Here is a 20,628-nt window from a genome sequence, read left to right on the forward strand (position 1 = left end):
GGGCCGGTCGCACCCGTGGCGCGCGGCGCACCCGCCGCCACACGGCCATGCCGATCCCGGCCCCGAGGTAGAGCAGCCCGGCGAGCAACCACGGGCTCACCTCGCCGAGCAGGAGCTTGGCCAGCGGTGCGCTCGCGCCGAACAGCACCGCGGACACCAGCGCAGCCCGGACCCCCGCGTTGCGCAGACCCCGCCCCGGCTCGTTCACCCGCCCATTGTCAGGGTCGAGGTGCCGCGGCCCCTCCGGCCAGCCACCCCGCCAGCCGGTCGGGCGGCGGATCGCAGCCGGGCAGAGACATCCAGCTCACCCGGGTCTCAAGGCCGCCAGTTGGAGCGTCCTCGAGAGGGTGGGAGCCACCGTCCGTTCGGCGACAGCCCACGTGAGACCCAGGTTCGCAAGGGTGTGGGAATGTCACTGGGGCGCGTCCGTACGGGTGCGGAGTATTGCTTGAGCGTTCGACCCGGGCCGATCGACCCGCGTGCGATCGACCCGGGTCAGTTGCTCAGTTGGGGTCGACTTCGGCGTCTGACGGCTCATCGAGGATTGCCAGGGCGTCCTCCAGTGCTCCGCGGGTGCGCTTGAGGCGATCCTCGTACCGTGCCACGTCTGCGACTGGGGTTCCCGCCGCAGCCAGGCTCACCAGGAAGGCATCGCCGTCGGCGTTCGGGTCCTCGATGGCCCTCAGAGCCTTGTAGATGGGGTTGCTCTGGTCGGCCAGAATGAGACGGACTTCCTCCCACTTCCGGGGCGCCTTGTTGTCGTCGATGGTCACGGAGGGGAAGTAGGCGATCCCTTCACGCTCGAGACCCTTGGCGATGTCCTGCAGGACGTACGGACCGAGCCTTGCCTGATTGATGGCCTCCCGGAGTTCCCCGAGGGTTGCGGTGGCGACGCCGCCGCTGGACTTGATTCGCTTCTTCATGAGGTCATACGTGGCCATGGGAAGAGCCCCCTAGATCTAGTGATGTTGACTTGCTGGAGACCTAAGCATATGTGAAATTATTTGCCAGGTCAACAGGAGAGACAACAAAGATCCGACGGAGAGGTGATCCCGATCCCCTGCGGACAGACTCGGTGTCGCCTCGGAACGTGCCCTCGTGTGGTGGTGGATGCCGTCGAGGGCTGCCTTCGCGCCTTGGCACCGCGCAAGCGGTCAGTAGTGGAACTCGCGCTCTGGTGTCGCACGAGTCCTCGCCGGAGTGCTCAGGACCGCGGGCCTGGCGCGTGTCACCGGTCACGCAGAGCAGTGGGCAGGACCCTCGGCGCGCGTCTCGACTGCACCTGCTGTGTGCCACGGCGGGGCTCGGCCAAGTTCAGAGCGCGAGGGCGCTGCGACGCGAGGTGTGCACTCCTCCTGTCGGAGCGCCCTCTCGTCGGTGGGTCAGGCGATCCCGGCCGTGGCAGTTAGCCGCCCGGCCAGCCACCCCGCCAGCCGGTCGGGCCGGTTGCTGATGATCGCGTCGACCCCGAGGTCGACGGTCTGGCGCCACATCCAGTCCTCGTCGAGGGTCCACACCATGACGGCCAGCCCGGCGGCGTGCAGCCGGGCGACCAGGCGCGGGTCCGCCTGGAGCATGAGGCCGCTCGGGTTGCACGTGAGCACGCCGAGCGCCGCGCAGGCCTCGAGCAGGTCGTCGGCGGCGTCCTCGACGAGCAGCCCGCGGCGCAGGCCGGGCGCGACCTCGCGGATGGCGGCCACCGAGGTGCGGGAGAACGACTGCCCGATGCTGCGCGGGCCGAGCCCGGCAGCCAGCAGCGGGTCGAGCGCGAGCCGGGTCTGGGCGGGCGTCCAGTCGCCCTTGAGCTCGATCAGCAGCCCGACCTGCGGATGGGCGGCGACCAGGTCGAGCACCTGCGGCCACAGCGGCACCCGGGCGCCCGCGAACGCCGGGGCGAACCACGACCCGGCGTCCAGGGCGCCCAGCTCGGCGGCCGTGAAGCCGGCGACCGGTCCGGTGCCGTCGGTGGTCGCGTCCACCTCGTCGTCGTGGATGACGACGACGACCTGGTCGGACGTGAGCTGCAGGTCGAGCTCGATCGCGTCGACCCCGGCCCGGCAGGCGGCCTCGAACGCCGCGAGCGTGTTCTGCGGCGCGACCCACGAGCTGCCGCGGTGTCCGATGACCGCCGGCCGGTCGCCCGGCCCGAACAAGGCCGGCCCGAACAAGGCCGGCTCCGACGATGAAGGCTGTGCCGACGGCGTGCTCATCCCCCCAGTCTCGTCCCCAGGAAGTCCACGAGGGTCCGCAGGTACTCCGCGCGCGGCACATCGGTGGACAGCGTGAGGTCGTGCACCCCGCCGTCGATCGACACCTCGGTGACGTCCGGGCCGACGCCCAGTCCCAGGTGGGCCATCGGCACGACGTCGAGCACGGTGTCCTGCGAGTCGAGGTCGGGGTTGTCCAGCGCGTCCAGACCGGACCGTGCGCTGTGCGCGAGCAGCACCGGGACGGGCACCGCGAGGCCCCGGCCGACCCGGCGCTGACCTGCGCGGACGGCGGCCAGCCAGGCGGCCCGTGCGGGCACGCCGTCGGGGGTCTTGAGCGTCGTGTCGAACGTCCAGCGCTCCAGCAGCCGCGCGGCGTACCGGGACGGCGCGTGCGACATGGCCCGCAGCGGGGTGCGCCGGGCGAGGGCCGGCAGCGCCGAGTCGGCCAGCGGCTGGATCCAGGAGTTCGTCACCGAGAAGAACGGCGAGTCGAGCACGAGCGCGTCCGGCCCGCCGCGCGCCCGGTGCGCGTGCGACCACAGGGACGCGACCAGACCACCCGTCGAGTGGGCGTGCACCACCACCGGCACCCCGGGGTGCAGCTCACGTGCGGTGCGCACGGCGCGGCCCAGGTCGTCGGCCTGCTCGCGCAGGTCGGCCTGGTAGTGCGGCACCTCCTCCGGACGCCACGACCGGCCGCAGCGGCGCGCGTCGACGGCGAGGAACGCCCACCCGGCCTCGGCCAGGGTGTCGACCAGGTGGGTCTGGAAGAAGTAGTCGTTGTAGCCGTGCAGGTGCACGACGACGCCGCGCGGGTCGGCGGGCCCGTCGGCCGGGCGCACGAGGGTGAGCACGGGGTCGTCGCGGCCGGCCACCGCCAGCCGTGAGGCGAGCGAGGCCTCGGGCGGCACCCAGGCCGGCAGCCGGCAGGCCTCGTACCCGGCCAGCAGCAGGTCCGGCACCCAGGTCCCGACGGGGCCGTCGTCGTGCGTGACGGCCGCCTCCAGGCTCACGGCACCGCCACCAGCGAGGCGACGTCGGCGCGCCCGTCGACCCCGAGCCCGCGCGGGAACCGCACCGGCACGAACAGCGCCAGGCCCAGCGCCAGCACGGCGACCACCCCGAGGATCCCCCAGTACTGCTCACCGCCGATCGAGATCGCGACCGAGAACGCGGCCGGCGCGATGAACGTCGCGGCGCGCCCCGTCGTGGCGTACAGGCCGAACATCTCGGTCTCGCGGCCCGGGTCGGACAGCCGCGCGAGCAGCCCGCGCGACGCCGACTGCGCCGGTCCGACGCAGGCCGACAGCGCCAGCCCGAACACCCAGAACACAGGCTTGCCGTAGGAGTGCAGCGCGAACACGGCCGACCCGGCGATCACCAGCACGACGAGCGAGGACGTGACCACGCGGCGCGGCCCGAACCTGTCGTCCAACCAGCCGACGGAGATGGTCGCGGCCCCGGCCACCACGTTCGCGGCGATGGCGAACAGGATGACCTCCTGCGAGGTGAAGCCGAACGAGCCGGCCGCCAGCACCCCGCCGAAGGTGAACACCCCGGCCAGCCCGTCGCGGAACACCGCGGAGGCGATGAGGAACTTGAGCGTCGCGCGGCGGGTGCGCCACAGCGAGGCGATGTGCCGCCCGATGGACCGGTACGCCTCGACCATCCCGATCCGGCGCGGCGCGACCCCGGCGCGGTCCGGCACGACGAGCAGCACCGGCAGCGAGAACACGAGTGCCCACAGGCCCGCGACCAGCATCGACACCCGGATGTTGAGCCCGTCGGCCGACGTGACGCCGAACCAGCCGACGTCGGGGTTGATGAACCCGACGAACAGCACGAGCAGCAGCACGATCCCGCCGACGTACCCCGAGCCCCAGCCGATGCCGCTCACCCGGCCGATGGTGCGCGGGGTGGTGATCTGCACGAGCAGCGCGTTGTAGGCCACCGACCCGATCTCGAAGAACACGGTCCCCACCGCGAGCAGCGTGATCCCGAGCAGCACGTTGCTCGCCATGGCGCCCGGGGTGGGCGTGACGAACCACATGGCGAGCACGCACAGCGCGACCACGCCGGACGCGATGCCGAGCAGCGGCTTGCGCCGGCCGGCGGCGTCGGCGAGCGTGCCGAGCGCCGGGGCGAGCACGGCGACGAGCACCCCGGCGATCGCCAGGCCCCAGCCGAGCCACTGGCTGTGCAGCGCCTTGGCCGCCTCGACGTCGGCACCGGTCTCGGCGAACGACGACCCGGTGAGCCACACGGTGAACACGAACGTCGTCACCACCGCGTTGAACGCCGACGACCCCCAGTCCCAGGCGGCCCAGGCGACGATGTGGGAGGTGCGAGGCGACTCGCCGACCTGCGACGCCGCAGAGGTCGGGTCCGGTGTGCTCATGTCCGGATGCTAGGACCGCCCGGCGTCCCAGGGGCAGCCTCCCGGTGAACGCGCGGTGACCTGGCGCGCGGCGGGGCGTGCGACCGGGCGCGTGCCCGGGCCGTCGCCCCTAGCCTCGGGGGGTGGGTGACGATGCGCTCGGTGCCTCGCGGGACCTCGGTGTCGAGGGTCTGCACAACCTCCGGGACCTGGGCGGGCTGCGGCGGCGCGACGGTTCGACGACGCCGTCGGGCGTCTTCTTCCGCTCCGAGGTGCCCGACCAGGTGACCGAGCGCGGGTGGGCCCGGCTGCACGCCCTGGGGGTGCGCACGATCGTCGACCTGCGCCAGCCCGTCGAACGCGACCGCAGGCCGACGGCGCCGCCGCGGGTGCCGTCGTCGGACGCGTCGGGTACCGGCGACCCGTCGGTGGTGGGGTTCGACGTGGTCGAGGTGGACCTCGACCACCGGGAGGACGAGGAGTTCTGGGCCGACTACTGGGACAACGGCCTGGTGGGGACGGCGCTGTACTACCTGCCGCACCTGGCGCGGATGCCCGAGCGCGCGGGTGCGGCGCTGGCTGCGGTCGGCGGTGCGCGGCCCGGCGGGGTGCTGCTGCACTGCCTGGGCGGACGCGACCGGACCGGTCTGGTGTCGCTCCTGCTGCTGGCGGCGGCCGACGTCGAGCCCGACGCCGCCGTCGACGACTACCTGCAGACCGTCCGCACCGCCGACCGGGTCGCAGCCGCGCGGGGCCGCCCGAACCGGGAGCCGGAGCTCGAGGCGTTGTGCGCCCGGTACGGCAGCAGCACCGAGCAGGCGGTGCGCGACGCCTACGCCGGCATCGACCTGCCGGACCTCATGGACCGCGCCGGCCTGGACGACGCCCAGCGGCGCGCCCTGCTCACCTGGCGCGGCGCCCTGGTCTGAGCCCGCTCGTCTCGCCTGGCCCGACCCCGAACGTCACACCTGGCTGAGCACCGCCGCGAGCAGGGCGGCGCGCTGCGTGATCGAGGAGAGCAGCACGTGCTCGGTGACGGCGTGCGCACCGGCCCCGACCGGGCCGAAGCCGTCGAGCGACGGGATCCCTGCCCCGCCGGTGAGGTTGGTGTCGGCGGCCCCGGTCGCGGCCCGGCCGCTGATCTCCTGGCCGAGGTGCGCACCGGCCGCGACGACGGAGGCCAGCAGCGTGTCGGTGGCCTGCGACGGACCCCAGGCGGGCCGGCGGGTGAGCACGGACGGCGCGACGAGCGCACCGGGCCGGACCGGCGTGAGGTCGGCGAGCTCGGCCAGCACCGCGGTCTCGGTCTCCTGGTCGAGGAACCGCAGGCCGACGACGGCGCGGGCGGCGTCCGGCACGACGTTGGTGCGTCCGCCGCCGTCGATCACCCCGACGTTGGCGAGCACCTGCGGGTACCGGGCGGTGAGGGCGCGCACGGTGAGCAGCTGGTCGGTGAGCTCGTCGATCGCGTTGATGCCGGCGCCCGGGTCGAGCGCGGCGTGCGAGGCGCGGCCGGTGACGGCGAGCTGCCACCGGGTGGAGCCCATCCGGCTGGTCTTGAGGGCGCCGTCGGGGTGCGGCGGTTCGAGGCCCAGCACGTAGGCGGCGCCGGTGGCCTGCGCCACGACGGTGGCGGCCGAGGACGGTGAGCCGATCTCCTCGTCGGGGGTGAGCAGCAGCCGCACGGGCCGGTGGTCGTGCCCGGCGAGCAGGGCGAACGCCGACAGGGCGGCGACCAGCCCGCCCTTCATGTCGAACACGCCCGGGCCGTGCAGCACGTCGCCGTCGCGGTGCAGCGGCACGGCGCCGGTGAGCGACCCGACGGCGTGCACGGTGTCGTGGTGGGCGAGCAGCACGGCGGGTGCGGCGGCGGCCAGCGGTCCGCGGCCGGCGACCTCGACGACGAGCACATCGCCCTGCGGCAGCGGCACCCGGCGGGACGTGGCGCCGTAGGCCCCCGCCTCGGCTGCCACCCGCGAGGCGAAGCCGTCGAGCGCGGCGCGGTCCCCGGTCGGCGTCTCGACCTGCGCCCAGGCGATCAGCCGCTCGACGTCCTCGTCGGCCCGCTGTCGGGCGCACTCCATCAAGCTGCTCATGGATACGCAACGTATGCCACGGGCGCTGGCGGGGCAATCCTGCTGAGACGCCGCTGTCCGGCCGTAGAGCCGTGACGTATGATCCCACCGGCGGACCTCGATGGCCCGTCGGCGCGGGTCAGGTGCAACAGGGCCCGGCGTCGTCCCCCGGGTCCGCGCGGCGGCCCCGGTGCAGCCGGTGCAGGGAGCGGAAGATGGTGAGCACGGTGACCGCAGACAGGTCGCTCGACGCGGCGCCCGACGACCTCGTCGTCATGGGTCTGAGCGACTCGTCGCACCTGCAGGCGGCGGCACAGCTCTACCGCGAGGTGTTCGGGTACACCGACCCGGCGCACGGGGTGAACCCGCGGCTGCTGTCGGCGCTCGCGGCCAACGGCGGGTCCGTCGTCGGGGTGCTCACGCCGGACGAGCGGGTGGTGGCCTTCGCGTACGGCTTCGCCGGCGCCGACGAGCAGGGCCGCACCTACCACTACTCGCAGGCCGCCGTCGTGGCTGCGGACGTGCAGGGCCGGGGTCTGGGCCGCCGGCTCAAGCGCGAGCAGGCGCGCATCGCCCTCGCGCACGGTGCGCGCACCATGCGCTGGGCCTACGACCCGCTCATCGCCCGCAACGCGCACTTCAACCTCGACGTGCTCGGGGCCAGGGCGCGCTGGTTCCACCCCGACTTCTACGGGCCCGGCACCGACCGGCTCGTCGTCGAGTGGGACATCACCGACACGACGCCGATCACCGCGGGTGTGGACCACCACGACGCCGAACCGCCGATCGTCGACCCCGAGGGGCGGCGCTGGGGCGTGCCGCAGCCGGCTGATCGCGACGCCTGGTACCTGCCGGTGCCTGCCCGCATCAACGAGCTCACCGCCCGCGACCCGGAGGCCGCGCGGATCTCGCGCGCCCGGGTGCACTACGCGCTGCCCGAGCTGTTCGGCCTCGGGCTGGTCGCGGTGTCCTGCCGCCGGGTGGACGAGCTGACCTCGGTGTACCGCTTCGAACCGGCCGCCGACCACCCGTCGGCCGCCACGGCATGACGGCCGTGGGCGCGGGGGCGCCGGCCCCGGTCGACGGTGCGCAGGACGGGACGGTCGACGACAGGTTCGCGTCCCGGCTGGCCGGCCGGCCCAGCGCCGAGACCCTGGTGCGCCGCCTGGTCCAGGCCGAGGACGGCCACCTGGTCACCACCCTGGGCCAGGTCGCCGAGTCCGGTGCGCTGCCGGCCGCGGCCTCGCTCGTCGTCGCGGCGCGGCGGCGCTACGTCACCGGCACCGGCAAGTCCCTGGCGTTCGCCACCCTGCTGGCCACCGACCTGGCGGTGAGCTGCTCGCACGTGCACCTCATCGACGACGCGACCGTGCCCGCGCTCGACGTGCTCGCCGAGGTCACCGCGAGCGATGTGCTCGTCGCGTTCTCGTTCCGCCGCTACCGGCGCGAGACGGCCGCGCTCGCCACGGCGTTCGCCGCCGCGGGTGGTTCGCTCGTCGCGATCACCGACTCGGCCGACGCGCCGCTCGCGGCCAAGGCGGCGGTCACCGTCGTCGTCGACACCGGGTCGGCATCGTTCGTCGACTCCCCCACGGCCGTCGTCGCGGTCTCGCACATCCTGGCCACGCTCGTGGGCGCCTCGGCCAAGGGTGCCCGCCGCCGGATCGCCGCACGTGACCAGCTCGCCGCCGACCTGGGCCTCTACCTCGCCGGGGACGCCCATCCCGGCCCGACCTCGGAGGACTGAACCATCCGCGTCGTCGCCGCATCCCTGCACCTCGTGCGCCTGGACCTGGTGCACGAGTTCCAGACCAGCTCGCACCGCAAGGGCCACCTCGACCACATCCTCGTGCGCCTCGTCGACGAGGACGGTGCCGTCGGCTGGGGCGAGATCGCCTCGGCGGCCGACCCGTACTACAACGCCGAGAACGTCGAGACCTGCTGGCTCGTGGCCCGCGACTACCTGCTGCCCGCCGTGCTGGGCGCGCACTGGGACCACCCCTCGCAGGTGAGCGCGCTGTGGCGCAAGGTGCGCGGCAACGAGTTCGCCAAGGCCGGGGTCGACGTGGCCGCCTGGTCCCTGTTCGCCCAGGCCACCGGTGTGCCGCTGGCTGCCGCGCTCGGCGGGACGCGCACCGAGGTCGTCGCCGGGGTGTCCCTCGGCATCGAGCCGACCATCGACGCGCTGCTCGAGCAGGTCGCGCTGCACGTCGGGCACGGCTACCCGCGGGTCAAGCTCAAGATCGCACCGGGCTGGGACGTCGAGCCGGTGCGTGCGGTGCGTGCGGCCTACCCGGACCTCGACGTGCACGTGGACGCCAACGGCGTCTACACCGAGTCGGACGAGCACCTCGCGGCCCTGCGCGCGCTCGACGAGCACCGGCTCACGATGATCGAGCAGCCGTTCGCCCCGCGCGACCTGCTCGCGCACGCCCGGTTCGCCGCCACGGTGACCACGCCCGTCTGCCTCGACGAGTCGGTGGAGTCGCTCGCCGACCTGCGCCTGGCGCTCGAGCTGTCGGCCGGCCGGGTGCTCAACATCAAGGTCTCCCGGATGGGGGGGCTCACCGCCGCCGTCGCCGCGCACGACCTGGCCTCGGCGGCCGGGCTCGGCGTGTGGTGCGGCGGGATGCACGAGTTCGGTGTCGGCCGCTACGCCAACGTCGCGCTCAGCTCGCTGCCGGGCTTCACGCTGCCGTCCGACGTGTCCGGCTCGGACAAGTACTACGCCCGCGACGTCGTGCTGCCCCCGGTGGTCGCCCATGCCGGCCGGGTGAGCGTCCCGACGGTCGCCGGGCTGGGGGCGCAGGTGGACGAGGAGTACCTGGCCGCCTCGACCCTGCGGGTGCACGAGGTCGCCGTCGCCTGACGGCCTGACGGCCCCGCGAGGCCGGACGGAAGCCCCGCCCAGGTCAGGGCATGAGCGCGGTGGCCACCTCGAGGGCGGCGGCCGAGCGTTCCTGCGTCGTACCGCCCAGGTCGGCCATCCCCTGGCTGGCGAGCAGCACCGCCATGACGGCGAGCCGGAACCGGAGCCGGTCGGCCACGGAGGCGTCCGGCGGGGTGGCGGCCTCCCAGAGCTCGTGCTTGTAGCGGCGGGCGAGGTTGACGTGGTCGGGCAGCGAGTCCAGAGCGGTCTCGTTCACCTGGACGCACCGCATGAGGTCGCCGAGCCCGTCGGAGGCCGCGGCCGACAGCCGGGCGATGAGCTCGAGGCGCACCTCGCGGGTGTGCGGCTGCTCCCTGATCCAGGCGACCAGCTCGTCGAGCCGCACCATCGCCTCGCCCATGAGGCTCTCGAGGATCTCGTCCTTGGAACGGAAGTGGTAGTAGACGGCCGCCTTGGTGATCCCGAGGTCCTCGGCGATCTCCCGCAGCGAGGTCTTGTCGTAGCCCTGCTCGGTGAACCGGCTGAGGGCGGCCTGCTGGATCTGCCCGCGGGTGTTCCCCCGGCGTCGGGTGCCGGCCTCGGCCGTCGTGGCTGCCATGGTCGTTCGCCGACCCTTCCTTGGTCCGTCTCTCGCCGCATCGCTGCGCGCAAACTGACTTGACGGCTAGTAAGTACCGTCGTACGGTCACATCAACTTACCGGCCGGCTAGGAAACAGACTAGCCCGCCCACCCCCACGAGCGGTGCAGCTCGCCCCCCTCCTTCGGAAGGCCAGCCATGGACCCCGTACGCCCTGACCCCGCTGGGACCCCCAGCCCCGCGCACCCCGGGACCGCACCGACCGGCCCCGCGCCCGCGATGACCCCATCCACCGACCCCCGCCGCTGGTGGGGCCTGGTCGGGATCGGCCTGGCCCAGCTCATGGTCGTCCTCGACATGACCATCGTGAACATCGCCCTGCCCTCCGCCCAGCACGACCTGGGCATCTCCGACGCGGACCGGCAGTGGGTCATCACGGCCTACACCCTGGCCTTCGGCGGGATGCTGCTGCTCGGCGGGCGGATCGGCGACCTCATCGGACGCAAGCGCGCCCTGCTCATCGGGCTCATCGGGTTCGCCCTCGCCTCCGCGATCGGCGGGCTCGCCGTCAACGCCGGCATGCTGCTCGGCGCCCGCGCCCTGCAGGGCGTGTTCGCCGCGCTGCTGTCACCGGCCGCGCTGTCGATGCTCACCGTCACCTTCACCGAACCGCGTGAGCGGGCCCGCGCCTTCGGCATCTACGGCGCCATCGCCGGCGGTGGCGCCGCCATCGGGCTCATCGTCGGCGGGCTGCTCACCCAGTACCTCGACTGGCGCTGGTGCCTGCTCGTCAACGCACCGATCGCCGTGGTCGCCGTGCTCGTCGCTGCGTTCTTCCTGCACGACCACCGCCCGACGTCGGCCCCCCGGCTCGACGTCGCCGGTGCGGTGCTGGCCAGCGGCGGGCTGCTCGCCATCGTCTACGGCCTCGGCGAGGCCGAGCAGCGCGGCTGGACCTCCGCGCTCGTGCTGTCCATGTTCGTGCTCGGCCTGGCGTTGCTGTCGCTCTTCGTCGCCGTCGAGCAGCGGGTCGCGCACCCGCTGCTGCCGCTGCGCGTGGTCCGCGACCGCAACCGCGGTGGTGCGCTCGGTGCCATCGGGCTCACCACCGTCGGGATGTTCGGGGTGTTCCTGTTCCTCACCTACTACCTCCAGGTGGTCCAGGGCTACTCCCCGGTGCGCACCGGGCTGGCCTTCCTGCCGATGACCGTCGGCATGATGACCGGGTCGCTGGCCATCGCCAGCCGGCTGCTGCCGCGCGTCGCCCCGCGCCGGCTCATGGTGCCCGGGCTGACGATCGCCGCCGCCGCGCTCGCCTACCTCACCCAGATCCAGGTCGGCTCGTCCTATCTGGGCCACGTGCTGCCGTCGCTGTTCTTCCTCGGCCTGGGGATGGGCATGAACTTCATGGCGGCGATGAGCACGGCCACCTTCGGGGTCGAGCCGCGCGACGCCGGGGTGGCCTCGGCCACGATGAACACGGCGCAGCAGGTGGGCGGCTCCATCGGCATCGCCCTGCTCAACACGGTGGCGACCTCGGCCACGGCCCGCTACATCGCGGCGCACGGGGCGGCCGACCCCACCGCCGTCGCGGTCGCGGCCGTGCACGGGTTCTCGGTCGCGATCTGGATCTCGGTCGCGATGCTCCTGGTCGCGGCCGTGGTGGCCGGGACGACGATCACCGCCGGGCCGTTCAACCGCCGGCCCCGGGCCGACGAGCCCCAGCCCGAGGACCTCGCCGTCCTCGTCTGACGCCCGGCGCACTGCGACCCGCCCCTCGCACGAGGGGCGGGCCGCAGCGGTGTCAGGCGCGGCGCGCGATGAGCCTGGTGTTGATCTGCTCGGTGAGCGCGGCGTCGAACGCCTTCGGCACGCCGTCGACCGCGTTGATCGGGACGGCCAGCCGCACCGAGCTCATCAGCCAGGCGGCGTCGGCCGCGGCCAGCTCCTCGACCCGCACATCGCGCACCTCGCTGCGCAGCCCGAGCTCGGCCGCGAAGGCGAACACGTCCTCCTGCGTGGTGCCGGCGAGGATGCCGGACTCCGGACGCGTGGTCACGAGCGTGTCGCCCAGGCGCAGCACGAGCGAGCTGGTCGGGCCCTCGAGCAGGTAGCCGTCGGTCGTGGTGAACACGACGTCGGCTGCACCGCGCTTCTTCGCCTCGCGCAGCACCGACTTGTTGACCGCGTACGAGAGCGTCTTGGCGCCCTGCAGCAGCCACGGCGCGGTCTGCGCGATGTCGAGCGCGTACCCGCGGGACAGCAGCACGACGGGCAGGCCCTCGGTCCGCTCGTCCTCGTGGTCGGGGGACACGTCGGCGTACACCCAGCCGATGGGACCCTTCGGGTTCTCCTCGTCACCGCGGGACAGCGTGTACTTGACGAACGCATCCGAGGAGTCGGCGAGCGCGCCGACCGCCTCGGCGATCGCCTCGCGGTAGACCTGCAGGTCCGGCACGGGCAGCTCGAGCATGGCCGCCGAGTGCGCCAGCCGGGTGAGGTGGCGCTCGGCCGACTGCACCACACCGTCGCGCACGGCCGCCGTCTCGAAGATGCCGTCACCGCGGGTGACAGCAACATCCGTGACGGGAAGCTGCGCGGAACCGGCCGGGACCAGCCGGTGGGCGGGCGCTCCTGGGTGGCTCGCGCTCGGGTGATCGATCATGACCAGAACGGCGGTGCCCATCGTGTTCCCCTCGTGGCGGCGCCGGCCCTCGCAGCCGGCGATGGCCAGGATACGACTCGTATGTTGCGTTCTGGTGACCGTGAACGGATCGTGGGACGACGGTCAGCGCCGAGCCGGCTTGCGGACCGCCTTCTCCACGACGCGCCACAGCTCGGCATAGGCCTGACCGGCCGGGGTCGCGGCGGCGAACGAGCCCAGCGGCGCCCGGTGCTCCCCCATCCGCTCGACCACGACGGAGGCCGGGACCGCGACGTCGGCCACCTGCGCGCGCTGCACCGGCAGCTCGGCGGCCGCCTCGCGGTGCCCCTTCTTGCGCCGGTCGACCTGGGTGAGGAACGCGAGCACACGCGGCGGCCGGTCCTCGGACTCGACGAGCTCGAGCACCTGGTCGAGCGAGCGCAGCGCGAGCGGCGACGGCACCAGCGGCACGACGACGAGGTCGGCCGCATGCAGCACGTTGCGCGCCAGCACCGACGACCCGGGCGGGCAGTCGAGGATCACGTGGTCGTACTCGCCGTCGAACGCGGCCAGGGTGAGCTCGACCCGACGCTCGGACTTCTTCGCCCCGTCGAGGGTGAGCTCGAGCTCGCGGTAGGTCGCGTCGGCCGGCAGCACGTCGAGCGTCTCCCACGCCGAGCGGCGCACCGCCCCGCGCACCGGCGTCTGCCCGGTGACCAGGGCCTGGGCGCCACCGCGCAGCTTGGGCTTGACCTGCATGAGGTAGGTCGCACCGCCCTGCGGGTCGAGGTCCCACAGCAACGTGGACCCCGCACCGGCTGCCGCGAACGCGAGGTTGACTGCGGTCGTGGTCTTCCCGACCCCGCCCTTGACGCTGTACACCGCGATGGTCTTCATGGCTGGCCCGCCTCCTTGGGCGGGACGCTACGCGATCGGGGTGAACGACGGGCGACGAACGCGGTGCAGGCACGCCGACGCCGGTGGGGCGTCTGCCCTGGGGCCGCCGCTGGTCAGAAGCGGTCCGGGTCGCCCGCCCCGACCCGCACGACCTGCGGCTCGCCCTCGGTCCAGTCGACCACCGTCGTCGGGGTGGTGCCGCAGTCGCCGCCGTCGACCACCGCGTCGAGACGGTCGTCGAGCTCCTCCTTGATCTGCCAGCCCTCGGTCATCGGCCAGTCCGCACCCGGCATGAGCAGGGACGAGGACAGCAGCGGCTCACCGAGCTCGCGCAGGATCGCCTGGGCCACCGGGTGCTCGGTGATGCGCACGCCGACCGTCCGCTTCTTGGGGTGCGCGAGGCGCCGGGGCACCTCCGGCGTCGCAGGCAGGATGAAGGTGTACGGCCCGGGGGTCGCGGCCTTGATCGACCGGAATGCGGCGTTGCTCAGCGTGACGAGCTGCCCGAGCTGGGCGAAGTCGGCGCACACGAGGGTGAACTGGTGCTTGTCGTCGACGCCGCGCAGCGCCCGGATCCGGTCGGCGCCGTCGTGGTCGTCCATCCGGGTGCCGAGCGCGTACATCGAGTCCGTCGGGTAGGCGACCACGGCCCCGTCCCGCAGCATCGCCACCACCTGGGAGATCGCGCGCGGTTGCGGGTCGGTCGGGTGGACGTCGAAGAAGCGGGCCATGCTCGCCAGGTTAGGCGCCTGGCAGGCGCTGCGCACCGTCGGGGCGACGGCCCCTGGCGTCCTCGCGGCGGGGCCCCGCACCCGGTTCCGGGCCAGGGCTCCGGTCAGGCCGGGACCAGGTGCTCCGGGCAGACCTCGAAGCGGTCGGGCTCGATGGTGAGCGCGGCCCGGCCGCCGGTGAGCGAGCGCAGGTCGAGCACGTACCGGGTGAGCTCGGCCGCCGGCACGGAGGCCTCGATCTGCACGAGGCCGCCGTCCAGCGACCGGGTGTCGTTGATCCGCCCGCGCCGGGTGGACAGGTCGCTCATCACATCGCCCTGCACCGTCGTCGGGACCGTGACCAGCACCTTCGAGACCGGTTCGAGCACCACGGAGCCGCCCGCGGCCAGCGCCTCGCGCACCCCGAGCGCCGCGGCCGTCCGGAACGCCATGTCCGAGGAGTCCACCGGGTGGGACTTGCCGTCCAGGATCTCGACCTTGACGTCGACGATCTCGTGGCCGTGCGCGCCACCGGCCATCGCCTCGACGACACCCTTGTGCACGGCGGCCATGTAGTTGCGCGGGATCGCGCCGCCGACCACCGCGTCGACGAACTCCAGACCGGCGCCTCGCGGCAGCGGCGACACCCGCAGCCCGACCACCGCGAACTGGCCGTGCCCGCCCGACTGCTTCTTCACCTTGCCCTCGGCCTGCGCCGGGCGCCCGATCGTCACCCGGTAGGCCACCGGCACCGGGGAGGTCGTCACGTGCACCGTGAAGATGCGCGCCAGCCGCTCCAGCGCGACGGCCAGGTGCGTGTCGCCGAGCCCGTGCAGCACCGTGCGGTCCCCGACCCGGTCGACCGTGAGCGTGCGGTCCTCGGCCACCAGCCGGGCCAACGCGGCCGAGAGCCGGTCGTCGTCGGACTGCGTCACCGGTTCCAGTGCCAGCGCGTACACCCCGGGCCGGGCGGGCAGCGGCCGCGGGCGCAGGTCCTTGCCGGCACCGCCCTTGGGGCTGAGCAGCGAGCCCGCCGGGGTGGACGCGAGCTTGGCCGCCGCGACCACCTGACCGGGTCCGGCCGCCTCGACCGGGACGTGCTCCTTGCCGCGCAGCCGGAACAGCCCCGGGATGCGCTCCTCGGCGTGCGTCGTCGCGTTGATCAGCCGGTCGCCGGGGCGCACCGTCCCGGACAGCACCCGCACGAGCGTGACCTGGCCGACGAACGGGTCGGCGAGCGTCCGGAACGCGTGCACGAGGACCACCCCGGACGGGTCGGGGGCGACCTCGACCTCGACGTCCCCGGCGAGCACCCGCGGCAGCCGGTCCGCCAGGGACGGCGCCAGCTCGCACACGAGGTCGGCCAGCCGGTCCACCCCGACCCCCGACAGGCCCGAGGCCACGAGGACGGGCACGGCCTCGCCGTCGCGCACCTCGTGGGCGAGCGTGCGCTCGAGCTCGGCGACGCTCGGCTGGTCACCGGCCAGGTAACGCTCGAGCTGGTCGTCGTCGTGCGAGACGATCTCCTCGGTGACCTGCTCGTGCAGGCGGTGCTCCTCGTCGGCCACGGACTCGGGCAGCGGGACGTGGTGCGCGCCGGCGGCGTCGTAGGTGACGCCCTCCTCGGCCAGCACGTCGGCGAGGGCGGTGAACGACTCCTCCTCGGCGACCGGCAGCTCGAGCGGGACCAGGGAGTCGCCGAACGCGGCGCGCAGCTCGTCGAGCACCCGGTGGAAGTCGGCGCGGGGCTTGTCCTCCTTGGTGACCACGACGAGCGTCGGCACGCCGGCGGTCCGGGCGGCGTCCATCGCCAGGTGGGTCCCGGCCTGGACGCCGTCGACCGCGCTCACGACGACGAGCGCGAGATCGGCCACCGCGAGCGCGTCGTCGACCGCACCGGCGAAGTCGAGCGAGCCGGGGGTGTCCAGCAGCGTGAGGTCGTAGGTGACCCCGTCGTCGGCGGTCCAGGTGAGGGGCACGACACCGAGGGCCAGCGACATGCCGCGGGCGATCTCCTCGGGCTCGTGGTCGGACAGCGTGGTGCCGTCCTCGATGGTCCCGGCCCGGGTGAGCACCCCGGCGCGCAGCGCGAGCGCCTCGACGAGGGTGGTCTTGCCGGCGCCGGCGGCACCGAGCACCGCGACCGTCCGAAGGTGTGCTGTCGCGTCCATGGATCGTCTCCCCGTTGAGCGATATGGCTGCGTTCAGCCTACTGAGGGCGACCACCGCACGTCAGGACGAGCGTCCCTGGAACGCCGCAGGCCCGGCGACGGACGAACCGGTGCCGGGCCTGCGGGCAGAGCAGCAGGTCAGCGTGCGTCGAGGATGTCGACCACGAAGACGAGCGTGGAGTTCGCCGGGATGGTGCCCTGCGCGTTGGCGCCGTAGCCCTTGTCCGGCGGGATGACGAGCAGCACCTGGCTGCCGATGGTCTGCCCGGTGAGCCCCTCGACCCAGCCCGCGATCACCGAACCGGTGTCGAGCTTGAAGGTGGCCGGGGAGCCGGTCGACCACGAGGAGTCGAACTTGGTGCCGTCCCACAGCCACCCCGTGTACTGCACGGTCAGCGTCTGGCCGGTCTGCACGGCGGGCCCGGCGCCCTTGATGAGCGGCTGGGCGACGAGCGTGGTCGGTGCGGCACCGCTCACCGGCGTGAGCGACGGCTCGCCGGAGTCGGACAGCGTCACGGTGGGCAGACCGGCCGCTGGGGCGACGGGCTCACCGGTGGCCTTGGTCGGCACCGTGTAGGCGTCGATGACGTCGATCACGTAGACGCTCGTCGTGGGGGCCGCGGTGCCGCCCTGGGTGCTCGACGGCACGGCGACCAGGATCCGGGCCCCGACGTGCGCGGACAGCAGCACCGTGTTGAGGTCGGCCGCCATGTTGCTGTTCCCGGCGGGCAGGGTCTGCGCCCCGGTGCTCCAGGTGCTGCCGAGCGTGCTCCCGTCGGCGCCGGAGACGGCGACCTCCTGGACGGAGACGATCTCGCCGCTCGTGATCGGCGCGCCGGTCCCGTCCTGGACCAGCAGCGTGGTGAACCCGTTGACGGTGAACGGCGTCGCGGGCAGCGTGACCGTGGGCTCCTTGCCGAGGTCACCGGTGACCTTGACGCCCTTGAGGACGGCGAGGTCCTGGGGGTCGGCGGCCCAGCTCACGGAGGGGGTGGGGCTCGGGGCTGCGCTGGACCCGCCGGTGCAGGCGGCGAGACCGAGCGCTGCGGTCAGGACGAGTACGGCCAAGGGGGCGGCGCGACGCACGAGAAACCTCACGGATCGGGAGTCCGCGCCGAGCGGCGCGACCTGCCCACGGTACGCGATCTGCGCGCGCGAACCGGGCCGTGCGGCCGGACTCACAGCCGGACGAGACTCACAGCCCGGCGGAGCCGAAGGACAGCCCGAGCAGGTAGGTGAGCCCGGCGGCCCCCCAGCCGATGGCGAGCTGGCGCAGCGCACGCGCCGCGGGTGAGGACCCGGACAGCAGCCCGACGACGGCACCGGTGGTCAGCAGCGCGGCGCCGACGAGCCCGGCCGACCAGGCGACGGCCACCCCGCCGGTGGCACCGAGCAGGTAGGGGATCACGGGGATGACGGCGCCGGAGGCGAAGAACAGGAAGCTCGCGGTGGCCGCGCCCCAGGCGGTGCCGATCGCCTCGTGCTCGTCGCGCTGGGGGGCCAGGTGCGCGCCGGACGGGTCCGGCAGCGCGGTCGAGGTGCGCAGCAGCTGCCCGTTGATGGCCTCGAGGCGCTCGTACTCGGCGAGCGAGGCGAGCACGGTGGCGGCCCGCTCGGCGGCGGCGTCCTGCGTCATGCCTCGGGCCCGGTAGACCAGGGCGAGCTCGTTGGCGTCGGTGTCGAGCAGCGGCAGGGCGTGGCCGGCGTCGCTGGCCGGGCGGGAGGCGTCGAGCAGCTCACGCTGCGAGCTCACCGAGACGTACTCGCCGGCACCCATCGACGCAGCACCGGCGAGCAGCCCGCCCAGGCCGGTGAGCAGCACGATCGAGGGCGAGACGCCGCTGGCGCCGACGCCGAGCACGAGGGCGAGGTTCGACACCAGCCCGTCGTTGGCGCCGAACACGGCGGCCCGGAAGGTGCCGGACATCTGCTGGCGCCCTCGGGTCGCCAGGCCGCGGACCACCTCGGCGTGGATCCGCTCGTCGGCGGCCATCTGGGGGGTGGCGTCGGTGTCGACGTCGTAGGTGGAGCGGGCCTCGGCACGCTGGGCCAGGGCGAGCACGAACACCGAGCCGAACCGCCGGGCGAGCCAGCCGAGCACCCGGGTGCGCAGGGCGCCGGCGCGGTGAGGCCCGGCGTGCTCGCCGAGCAACGCGAGCCAGTGCGCCTCGTGACGACCCTCGGCCTCGGCGAGGGCGAGCAGGATCTCGCGCTCCTCGCCGGTGCGGCGCGAGGCGAGGTCGCGGTAGACGGCGGCTTCGGCGCGCTCGTCGGCGAGGTGCCGGCGCCACCGTCGCAGCTCGGCGGAGGTGGGCGTGGACATGGCGCGATGATCCCACGGGCGCTCTCCGAGGTCGTTGTGCCCGATATGCCCGAAATCCACGAAATGTGTCGCAGATCACACAGCGGACTCATCGGGTCGGCACACGCGGCTCCCACCTGGAGATCGAGGCACCGCCGTTCGTGCGTGTCACATCGTGCAATGACCTTGTGACACGGCGTTCACACTCCGCGGGTGACAGCGCGCTCGTGCGCTGCACACACTGGCGCCACCTCGTCCGCCCCCAGACGGACGAGGTGCACACGGCCTCACCGGCAGCACCGGGGCCCGTCCCACTGCATCGCCAACGGCGTCGATCAGACCCGCGACGAGCAGCAAGGGAAGTGCGATGTTCATCTTCATCCTGCAGATGCGGCAGATGCTGACCGCCCAGAACGAGCTCTACCTCTTCGCCGTCTTCTCCGCCCTCGTCTGGGCGCTGTGGGTGCTCAAGGTGGTGCTCTCGAGGCGCTACCGCCCCGTCACCGCCGCCTACGCGACCACGACCTCCGTGGTCGTCCCGGTGGTCGACGAACCCGAGGACCTGTTCCGCGACGTGCTCACCCGGATCGTCGCGCAGGGCCCGACCGAGACCATCGTCGTCATCAACGGCAGGCCGAACCCGGCCCTCGAGGCGATCTGCGACGACTTCGCCCCCGCCGTGCGCTGGGTGCACACCCCGATCCCCGGCAAGCGCAACGCGGTCAAGATCGGCACCGAGCAGTCCGTCGGCGACATCACCGTGCTCGTCGACTCCGACACGATCTGGACCCCCGGCACGCTCGCCGAGCTGGTCAAGCCCTTCGCCGACCCGGCCGTCGGCGGCGTCACCACCCGGCAGCGCATCCTCGAGCCCGAGCGCTCCTGGATCACCCGCTGGGCCGACTGGCTGGAGAACAGCCGCGCGCTGTACTCGATGCCCGCCCAGTCGGTGCTCGGCCAGATCGGCTGCCTGCCCGGCCGGACCATCGCCTTCCGCCGGCGCATCCTCATGGCGGTGATGGACAGGTTCATGTCCGAACGCTTCCTCGGCGTCTTCCTCGAGGTCTCCGACGACCGGACGCTCACCAACCTCACGCTCAAGGCCGGGTACAAGACCGTCTACCAGGCGACGAGCCTGGTCTACACCGACGCCCCGCTCCAGGTGAAGAAGCTCTACAAGCAGCAGCTGCGCTGGGCCCGCGGCAGCCAGTACAACACCCTGCGGATGCTGCCCTGGATGCTCGGGCACGCCCCGGTCCTGGCGATCTTCTTCCTCACCGACATCGCGCTGCCGTTCCTGCTGCTCGGCACCCTCGGGGGCTGGGTCTACCGCTCGGCCACGCACACCGGGGAGAACCTCTACGCCGCGATCCTGGCGACCTACACCGGCATGTCCGGCTGGGTCTGGGTGGTCGGGCTGATGCTCGTGTCCTCGGTGCTGTCCATGTCGATCCGCCAGGTGCGGCACCTGCAGGAGAAGCCGTCCGACGTCCTCCGGCTCCCGCTGTTCATCATCGTGTCGACCCTGTTCCTCATGCCGATCCGCCTCATGGGCTTCTTCCGGATGGCGCACGCCGCCGGCTGGGGCACCCGGGCCGGCGCCTACGCCGGCGGTGACCTCATGGCTCAGCTGGAGGCCTCGTCCGCGCGGCCCGCACCCGTCGACCTCGTCGACCGGACACCATCGCACGGCACCCCCGTCGCGCAGGTCCGGGCGCACGGGGCCGCAGAGGTCGGGCCCGACGGGCGCGAACGTGCGGCGGCGCCCCTCGCG

Annotated in this window: 18 protein-coding genes and 1 pseudogene; 6 read left to right on the plus strand and 13 right to left on the minus strand. The window is 73.4% G+C overall.

All coding sequences use genetic code 11. The annotated features are described in order from the left end of the window. The 5 genes and pseudogenes from F2B26_RS06890 to F2B26_RS06910 form a co-directional block, all read right to left on the minus strand. A pseudogene (locus tag F2B26_RS06890) lies at positions 1 to 208 on the minus strand (hypothetical protein); the annotation flags it as partial. 295 nt (positions 209 to 503) lie between these two features. Continuing rightward, positions 504 to 941 (minus strand): hypothetical protein, encoded by a 438-nt coding sequence (locus F2B26_RS06895; RefSeq protein WP_159807755.1) that lies wholly within the window; start codon positions 939 to 941, stop codon positions 504 to 506. 441 nt (positions 942 to 1,382) lie between these two features. After that, positions 1,383 to 2,210: a glycerophosphodiester phosphodiesterase gene (locus F2B26_RS06900; protein ID WP_159807757.1), complete on the minus strand. Its 828-nt coding sequence runs from the start codon at positions 2,208 to 2,210 to the stop codon at positions 1,383 to 1,385. Further along, positions 2,207 to 3,223: an alpha/beta hydrolase gene (locus F2B26_RS06905; RefSeq protein ID WP_159807759.1), complete on the minus strand. Its 1,017-nt coding sequence runs from the start codon at positions 3,221 to 3,223 to the stop codon at positions 2,207 to 2,209. Before F2B26_RS06905 ends, F2B26_RS06900 begins: the two co-directional genes overlap by 4 nt. Then, on the minus strand, positions 3,220 to 4,608 hold the full coding sequence (locus tag F2B26_RS06910) for an MFS transporter (RefSeq protein ID WP_159807761.1): 1,389 nt from the start codon (positions 4,606 to 4,608) through the stop codon (positions 3,220 to 3,222). Before F2B26_RS06910 ends, F2B26_RS06905 begins: the two co-directional genes overlap by 4 nt. Positions 4,609 to 4,730: 122 nt before the next feature. Between F2B26_RS06910 and F2B26_RS06915 the strand changes: the two genes are divergently transcribed. Beyond that, complete coding sequence (locus tag F2B26_RS06915) at positions 4,731 to 5,516, plus strand: tyrosine-protein phosphatase (RefSeq protein WP_159807763.1); 786 nt, start codon at positions 4,731 to 4,733, stop codon at positions 5,514 to 5,516. Between the two features lie 33 nt (positions 5,517 to 5,549). Here F2B26_RS06915 and F2B26_RS06920 read toward each other — a convergent pair whose 3' ends face one another. Beyond that, a complete protein-coding gene (locus tag F2B26_RS06920) occupies positions 5,550 to 6,683 on the minus strand; it encodes a M20/M25/M40 family metallo-hydrolase (RefSeq protein WP_159807765.1) in 1,134 nt (377 codons plus the stop codon). A 194-nt stretch (positions 6,684 to 6,877) separates the two neighbouring features. Between F2B26_RS06920 and F2B26_RS06925 the strand changes: the two genes are divergently transcribed. The 3 genes from F2B26_RS06925 to menC are packed head-to-tail and all read left to right on the plus strand — an operon-like array spanning position 6,878 to position 9,531. After that, positions 6,878 to 7,711 carry a GNAT family N-acetyltransferase gene (locus F2B26_RS06925; protein ID WP_159807767.1) on the plus strand — a complete coding sequence of 278 codons (834 nt, stop codon included), beginning with the start codon at positions 6,878 to 6,880 and terminating at the stop codon, positions 7,709 to 7,711. Beyond that, positions 7,708 to 8,409 carry a MurR/RpiR family transcriptional regulator gene (locus tag F2B26_RS06930; RefSeq protein WP_159807769.1) on the plus strand — a complete coding sequence of 234 codons (702 nt, stop codon included), beginning with the start codon at positions 7,708 to 7,710 and terminating at the stop codon, positions 8,407 to 8,409. The genes F2B26_RS06925 and F2B26_RS06930 overlap by 4 nt, the downstream gene beginning before the upstream one ends. Before the next feature lie 33 nt (positions 8,410 to 8,442). Next, positions 8,443 to 9,531, plus strand: a complete 1,089-nt coding sequence (menC, locus tag F2B26_RS06935) for an o-succinylbenzoate synthase (protein WP_235929541.1) — start codon at positions 8,443 to 8,445, stop codon at positions 9,529 to 9,531. Positions 9,532 to 9,574: 43 nt separating this feature from the next. On the opposite strand, the gene F2B26_RS06940 is transcribed toward menC, so the two are convergent. Further along, on the minus strand, positions 9,575 to 10,150 hold the full coding sequence (locus F2B26_RS06940) for a TetR/AcrR family transcriptional regulator (RefSeq protein ID WP_159807771.1): 576 nt from the start codon (positions 10,148 to 10,150) through the stop codon (positions 9,575 to 9,577). Positions 10,151 to 10,409: 259 nt separating this feature from the next. On the opposite strand from F2B26_RS06940, the gene F2B26_RS06945 reads away from it, so the two are divergent. Beyond that, a complete protein-coding gene (locus F2B26_RS06945) occupies positions 10,410 to 11,882 on the plus strand; it encodes an MFS transporter (RefSeq protein ID WP_159807773.1) in 1,473 nt (490 codons plus the stop codon). A gap of 52 nt (positions 11,883 to 11,934) precedes the next feature. Here F2B26_RS06945 and F2B26_RS06950 read toward each other — a convergent pair whose 3' ends face one another. The 6 genes from F2B26_RS06950 to F2B26_RS06975 all read right to left on the minus strand — a co-directional run bounded on the left by F2B26_RS06950 (position 11,935) and on the right by F2B26_RS06975 (position 18,875). Next, positions 11,935 to 12,816 carry an aminotransferase class IV gene (locus F2B26_RS06950; protein ID WP_159807775.1) on the minus strand — a complete coding sequence of 294 codons (882 nt, stop codon included), beginning with the start codon at positions 12,814 to 12,816 and terminating at the stop codon, positions 11,935 to 11,937. 102 nt (positions 12,817 to 12,918) lie between these two features. Then, positions 12,919 to 13,671, minus strand: a complete 753-nt coding sequence (locus tag F2B26_RS06955; RefSeq protein ID WP_159807777.1) for a ParA family protein — start codon at positions 13,669 to 13,671, stop codon at positions 12,919 to 12,921. A gap of 113 nt (positions 13,672 to 13,784) precedes the next feature. After that, positions 13,785 to 14,402: an L-threonylcarbamoyladenylate synthase gene (locus F2B26_RS06960; RefSeq protein WP_159807779.1), complete on the minus strand. Its 618-nt coding sequence runs from the start codon at positions 14,400 to 14,402 to the stop codon at positions 13,785 to 13,787. 104 nt (positions 14,403 to 14,506) lie between these two features. Beyond that, entirely contained in the window at positions 14,507 to 16,552 is a 2,046-nt protein-coding gene (locus F2B26_RS06965) for an elongation factor G (RefSeq protein ID WP_159807781.1), read from the minus strand. Positions 16,553 to 16,690: 138 nt separating this feature from the next. Then, positions 16,691 to 17,536 carry an FKBP-type peptidyl-prolyl cis-trans isomerase gene (locus F2B26_RS06970; RefSeq protein WP_235929542.1) on the minus strand — a complete coding sequence of 282 codons (846 nt, stop codon included), beginning with the start codon at positions 17,534 to 17,536 and terminating at the stop codon, positions 16,691 to 16,693. Positions 17,537 to 17,747: 211 nt separating this feature from the next. Continuing rightward, positions 17,748 to 18,875, minus strand: a complete 1,128-nt coding sequence (locus F2B26_RS06975; protein WP_159807785.1) for a VIT1/CCC1 transporter family protein — start codon at positions 18,873 to 18,875, stop codon at positions 17,748 to 17,750. Positions 18,876 to 19,221: 346 nt separating this feature from the next. On the opposite strand from F2B26_RS06975, the gene F2B26_RS06980 reads away from it, so the two are divergent. Continuing rightward, a partial coding sequence (locus tag F2B26_RS06980; protein ID WP_159807787.1) for a glycosyltransferase occupies positions 19,222 to 20,628 on the plus strand: 1,407 nt, incomplete at its 3' end.

Source organism: Cellulomonas citrea (assembly GCF_009829685.1).
Taxonomy (GTDB): domain Bacteria; phylum Actinomycetota; class Actinomycetes; order Actinomycetales; family Cellulomonadaceae; genus Cellulomonas; species Cellulomonas citrea.

Bases quoted from the DNA above. Each gene is read 5' to 3' on its own strand.
- F2B26_RS06925 (WP_159807767.1), top strand. From the start codon at position 6,878: ATGGTGAGCACGGTGACCGCAGACAGGTCGCTCGACGCGGCGCCCGAC.
- F2B26_RS06950 (WP_159807775.1), bottom strand. From the start codon at position 12,816: ATGGGCACCGCCGTTCTGGTCATGATCGATCACCCGAGCGCGAGCCAC.
- F2B26_RS06940 (WP_159807771.1), bottom strand. From the start codon at position 10,150: ATGGCAGCCACGACGGCCGAGGCCGGCACCCGACGCCGGGGGAACACC.
- F2B26_RS06930 (WP_159807769.1), top strand. From the start codon at position 7,708: ATGACGGCCGTGGGCGCGGGGGCGCCGGCCCCGGTCGACGGTGCGCAG.
- F2B26_RS06910 (WP_159807761.1), bottom strand. From the start codon at position 4,608: ATGAGCACACCGGACCCGACCTCTGCGGCGTCGCAGGTCGGCGAGTCG.
- F2B26_RS06975 (WP_159807785.1), bottom strand. From the start codon at position 18,875: ATGTCCACGCCCACCTCCGCCGAGCTGCGACGGTGGCGCCGGCACCTC.
- F2B26_RS06920 (WP_159807765.1), bottom strand. From the start codon at position 6,683: ATGAGCAGCTTGATGGAGTGCGCCCGACAGCGGGCCGACGAGGACGTC.
- F2B26_RS06960 (WP_159807779.1), bottom strand. From the start codon at position 14,402: ATGGCCCGCTTCTTCGACGTCCACCCGACCGACCCGCAACCGCGCGCG.
- F2B26_RS06900 (WP_159807757.1), bottom strand. From the start codon at position 2,210: ATGAGCACGCCGTCGGCACAGCCTTCATCGTCGGAGCCGGCCTTGTTC.
- F2B26_RS06895 (WP_159807755.1), bottom strand. From the start codon at position 941: ATGGCCACGTATGACCTCATGAAGAAGCGAATCAAGTCCAGCGGCGGC.
- F2B26_RS06965 (WP_159807781.1), bottom strand. From the start codon at position 16,552: ATGGACGCGACAGCACACCTTCGGACGGTCGCGGTGCTCGGTGCCGCC.
- F2B26_RS06945 (WP_159807773.1), top strand. From the start codon at position 10,410: ATGACCCCATCCACCGACCCCCGCCGCTGGTGGGGCCTGGTCGGGATC.
- F2B26_RS06955 (WP_159807777.1), bottom strand. From the start codon at position 13,671: ATGAAGACCATCGCGGTGTACAGCGTCAAGGGCGGGGTCGGGAAGACC.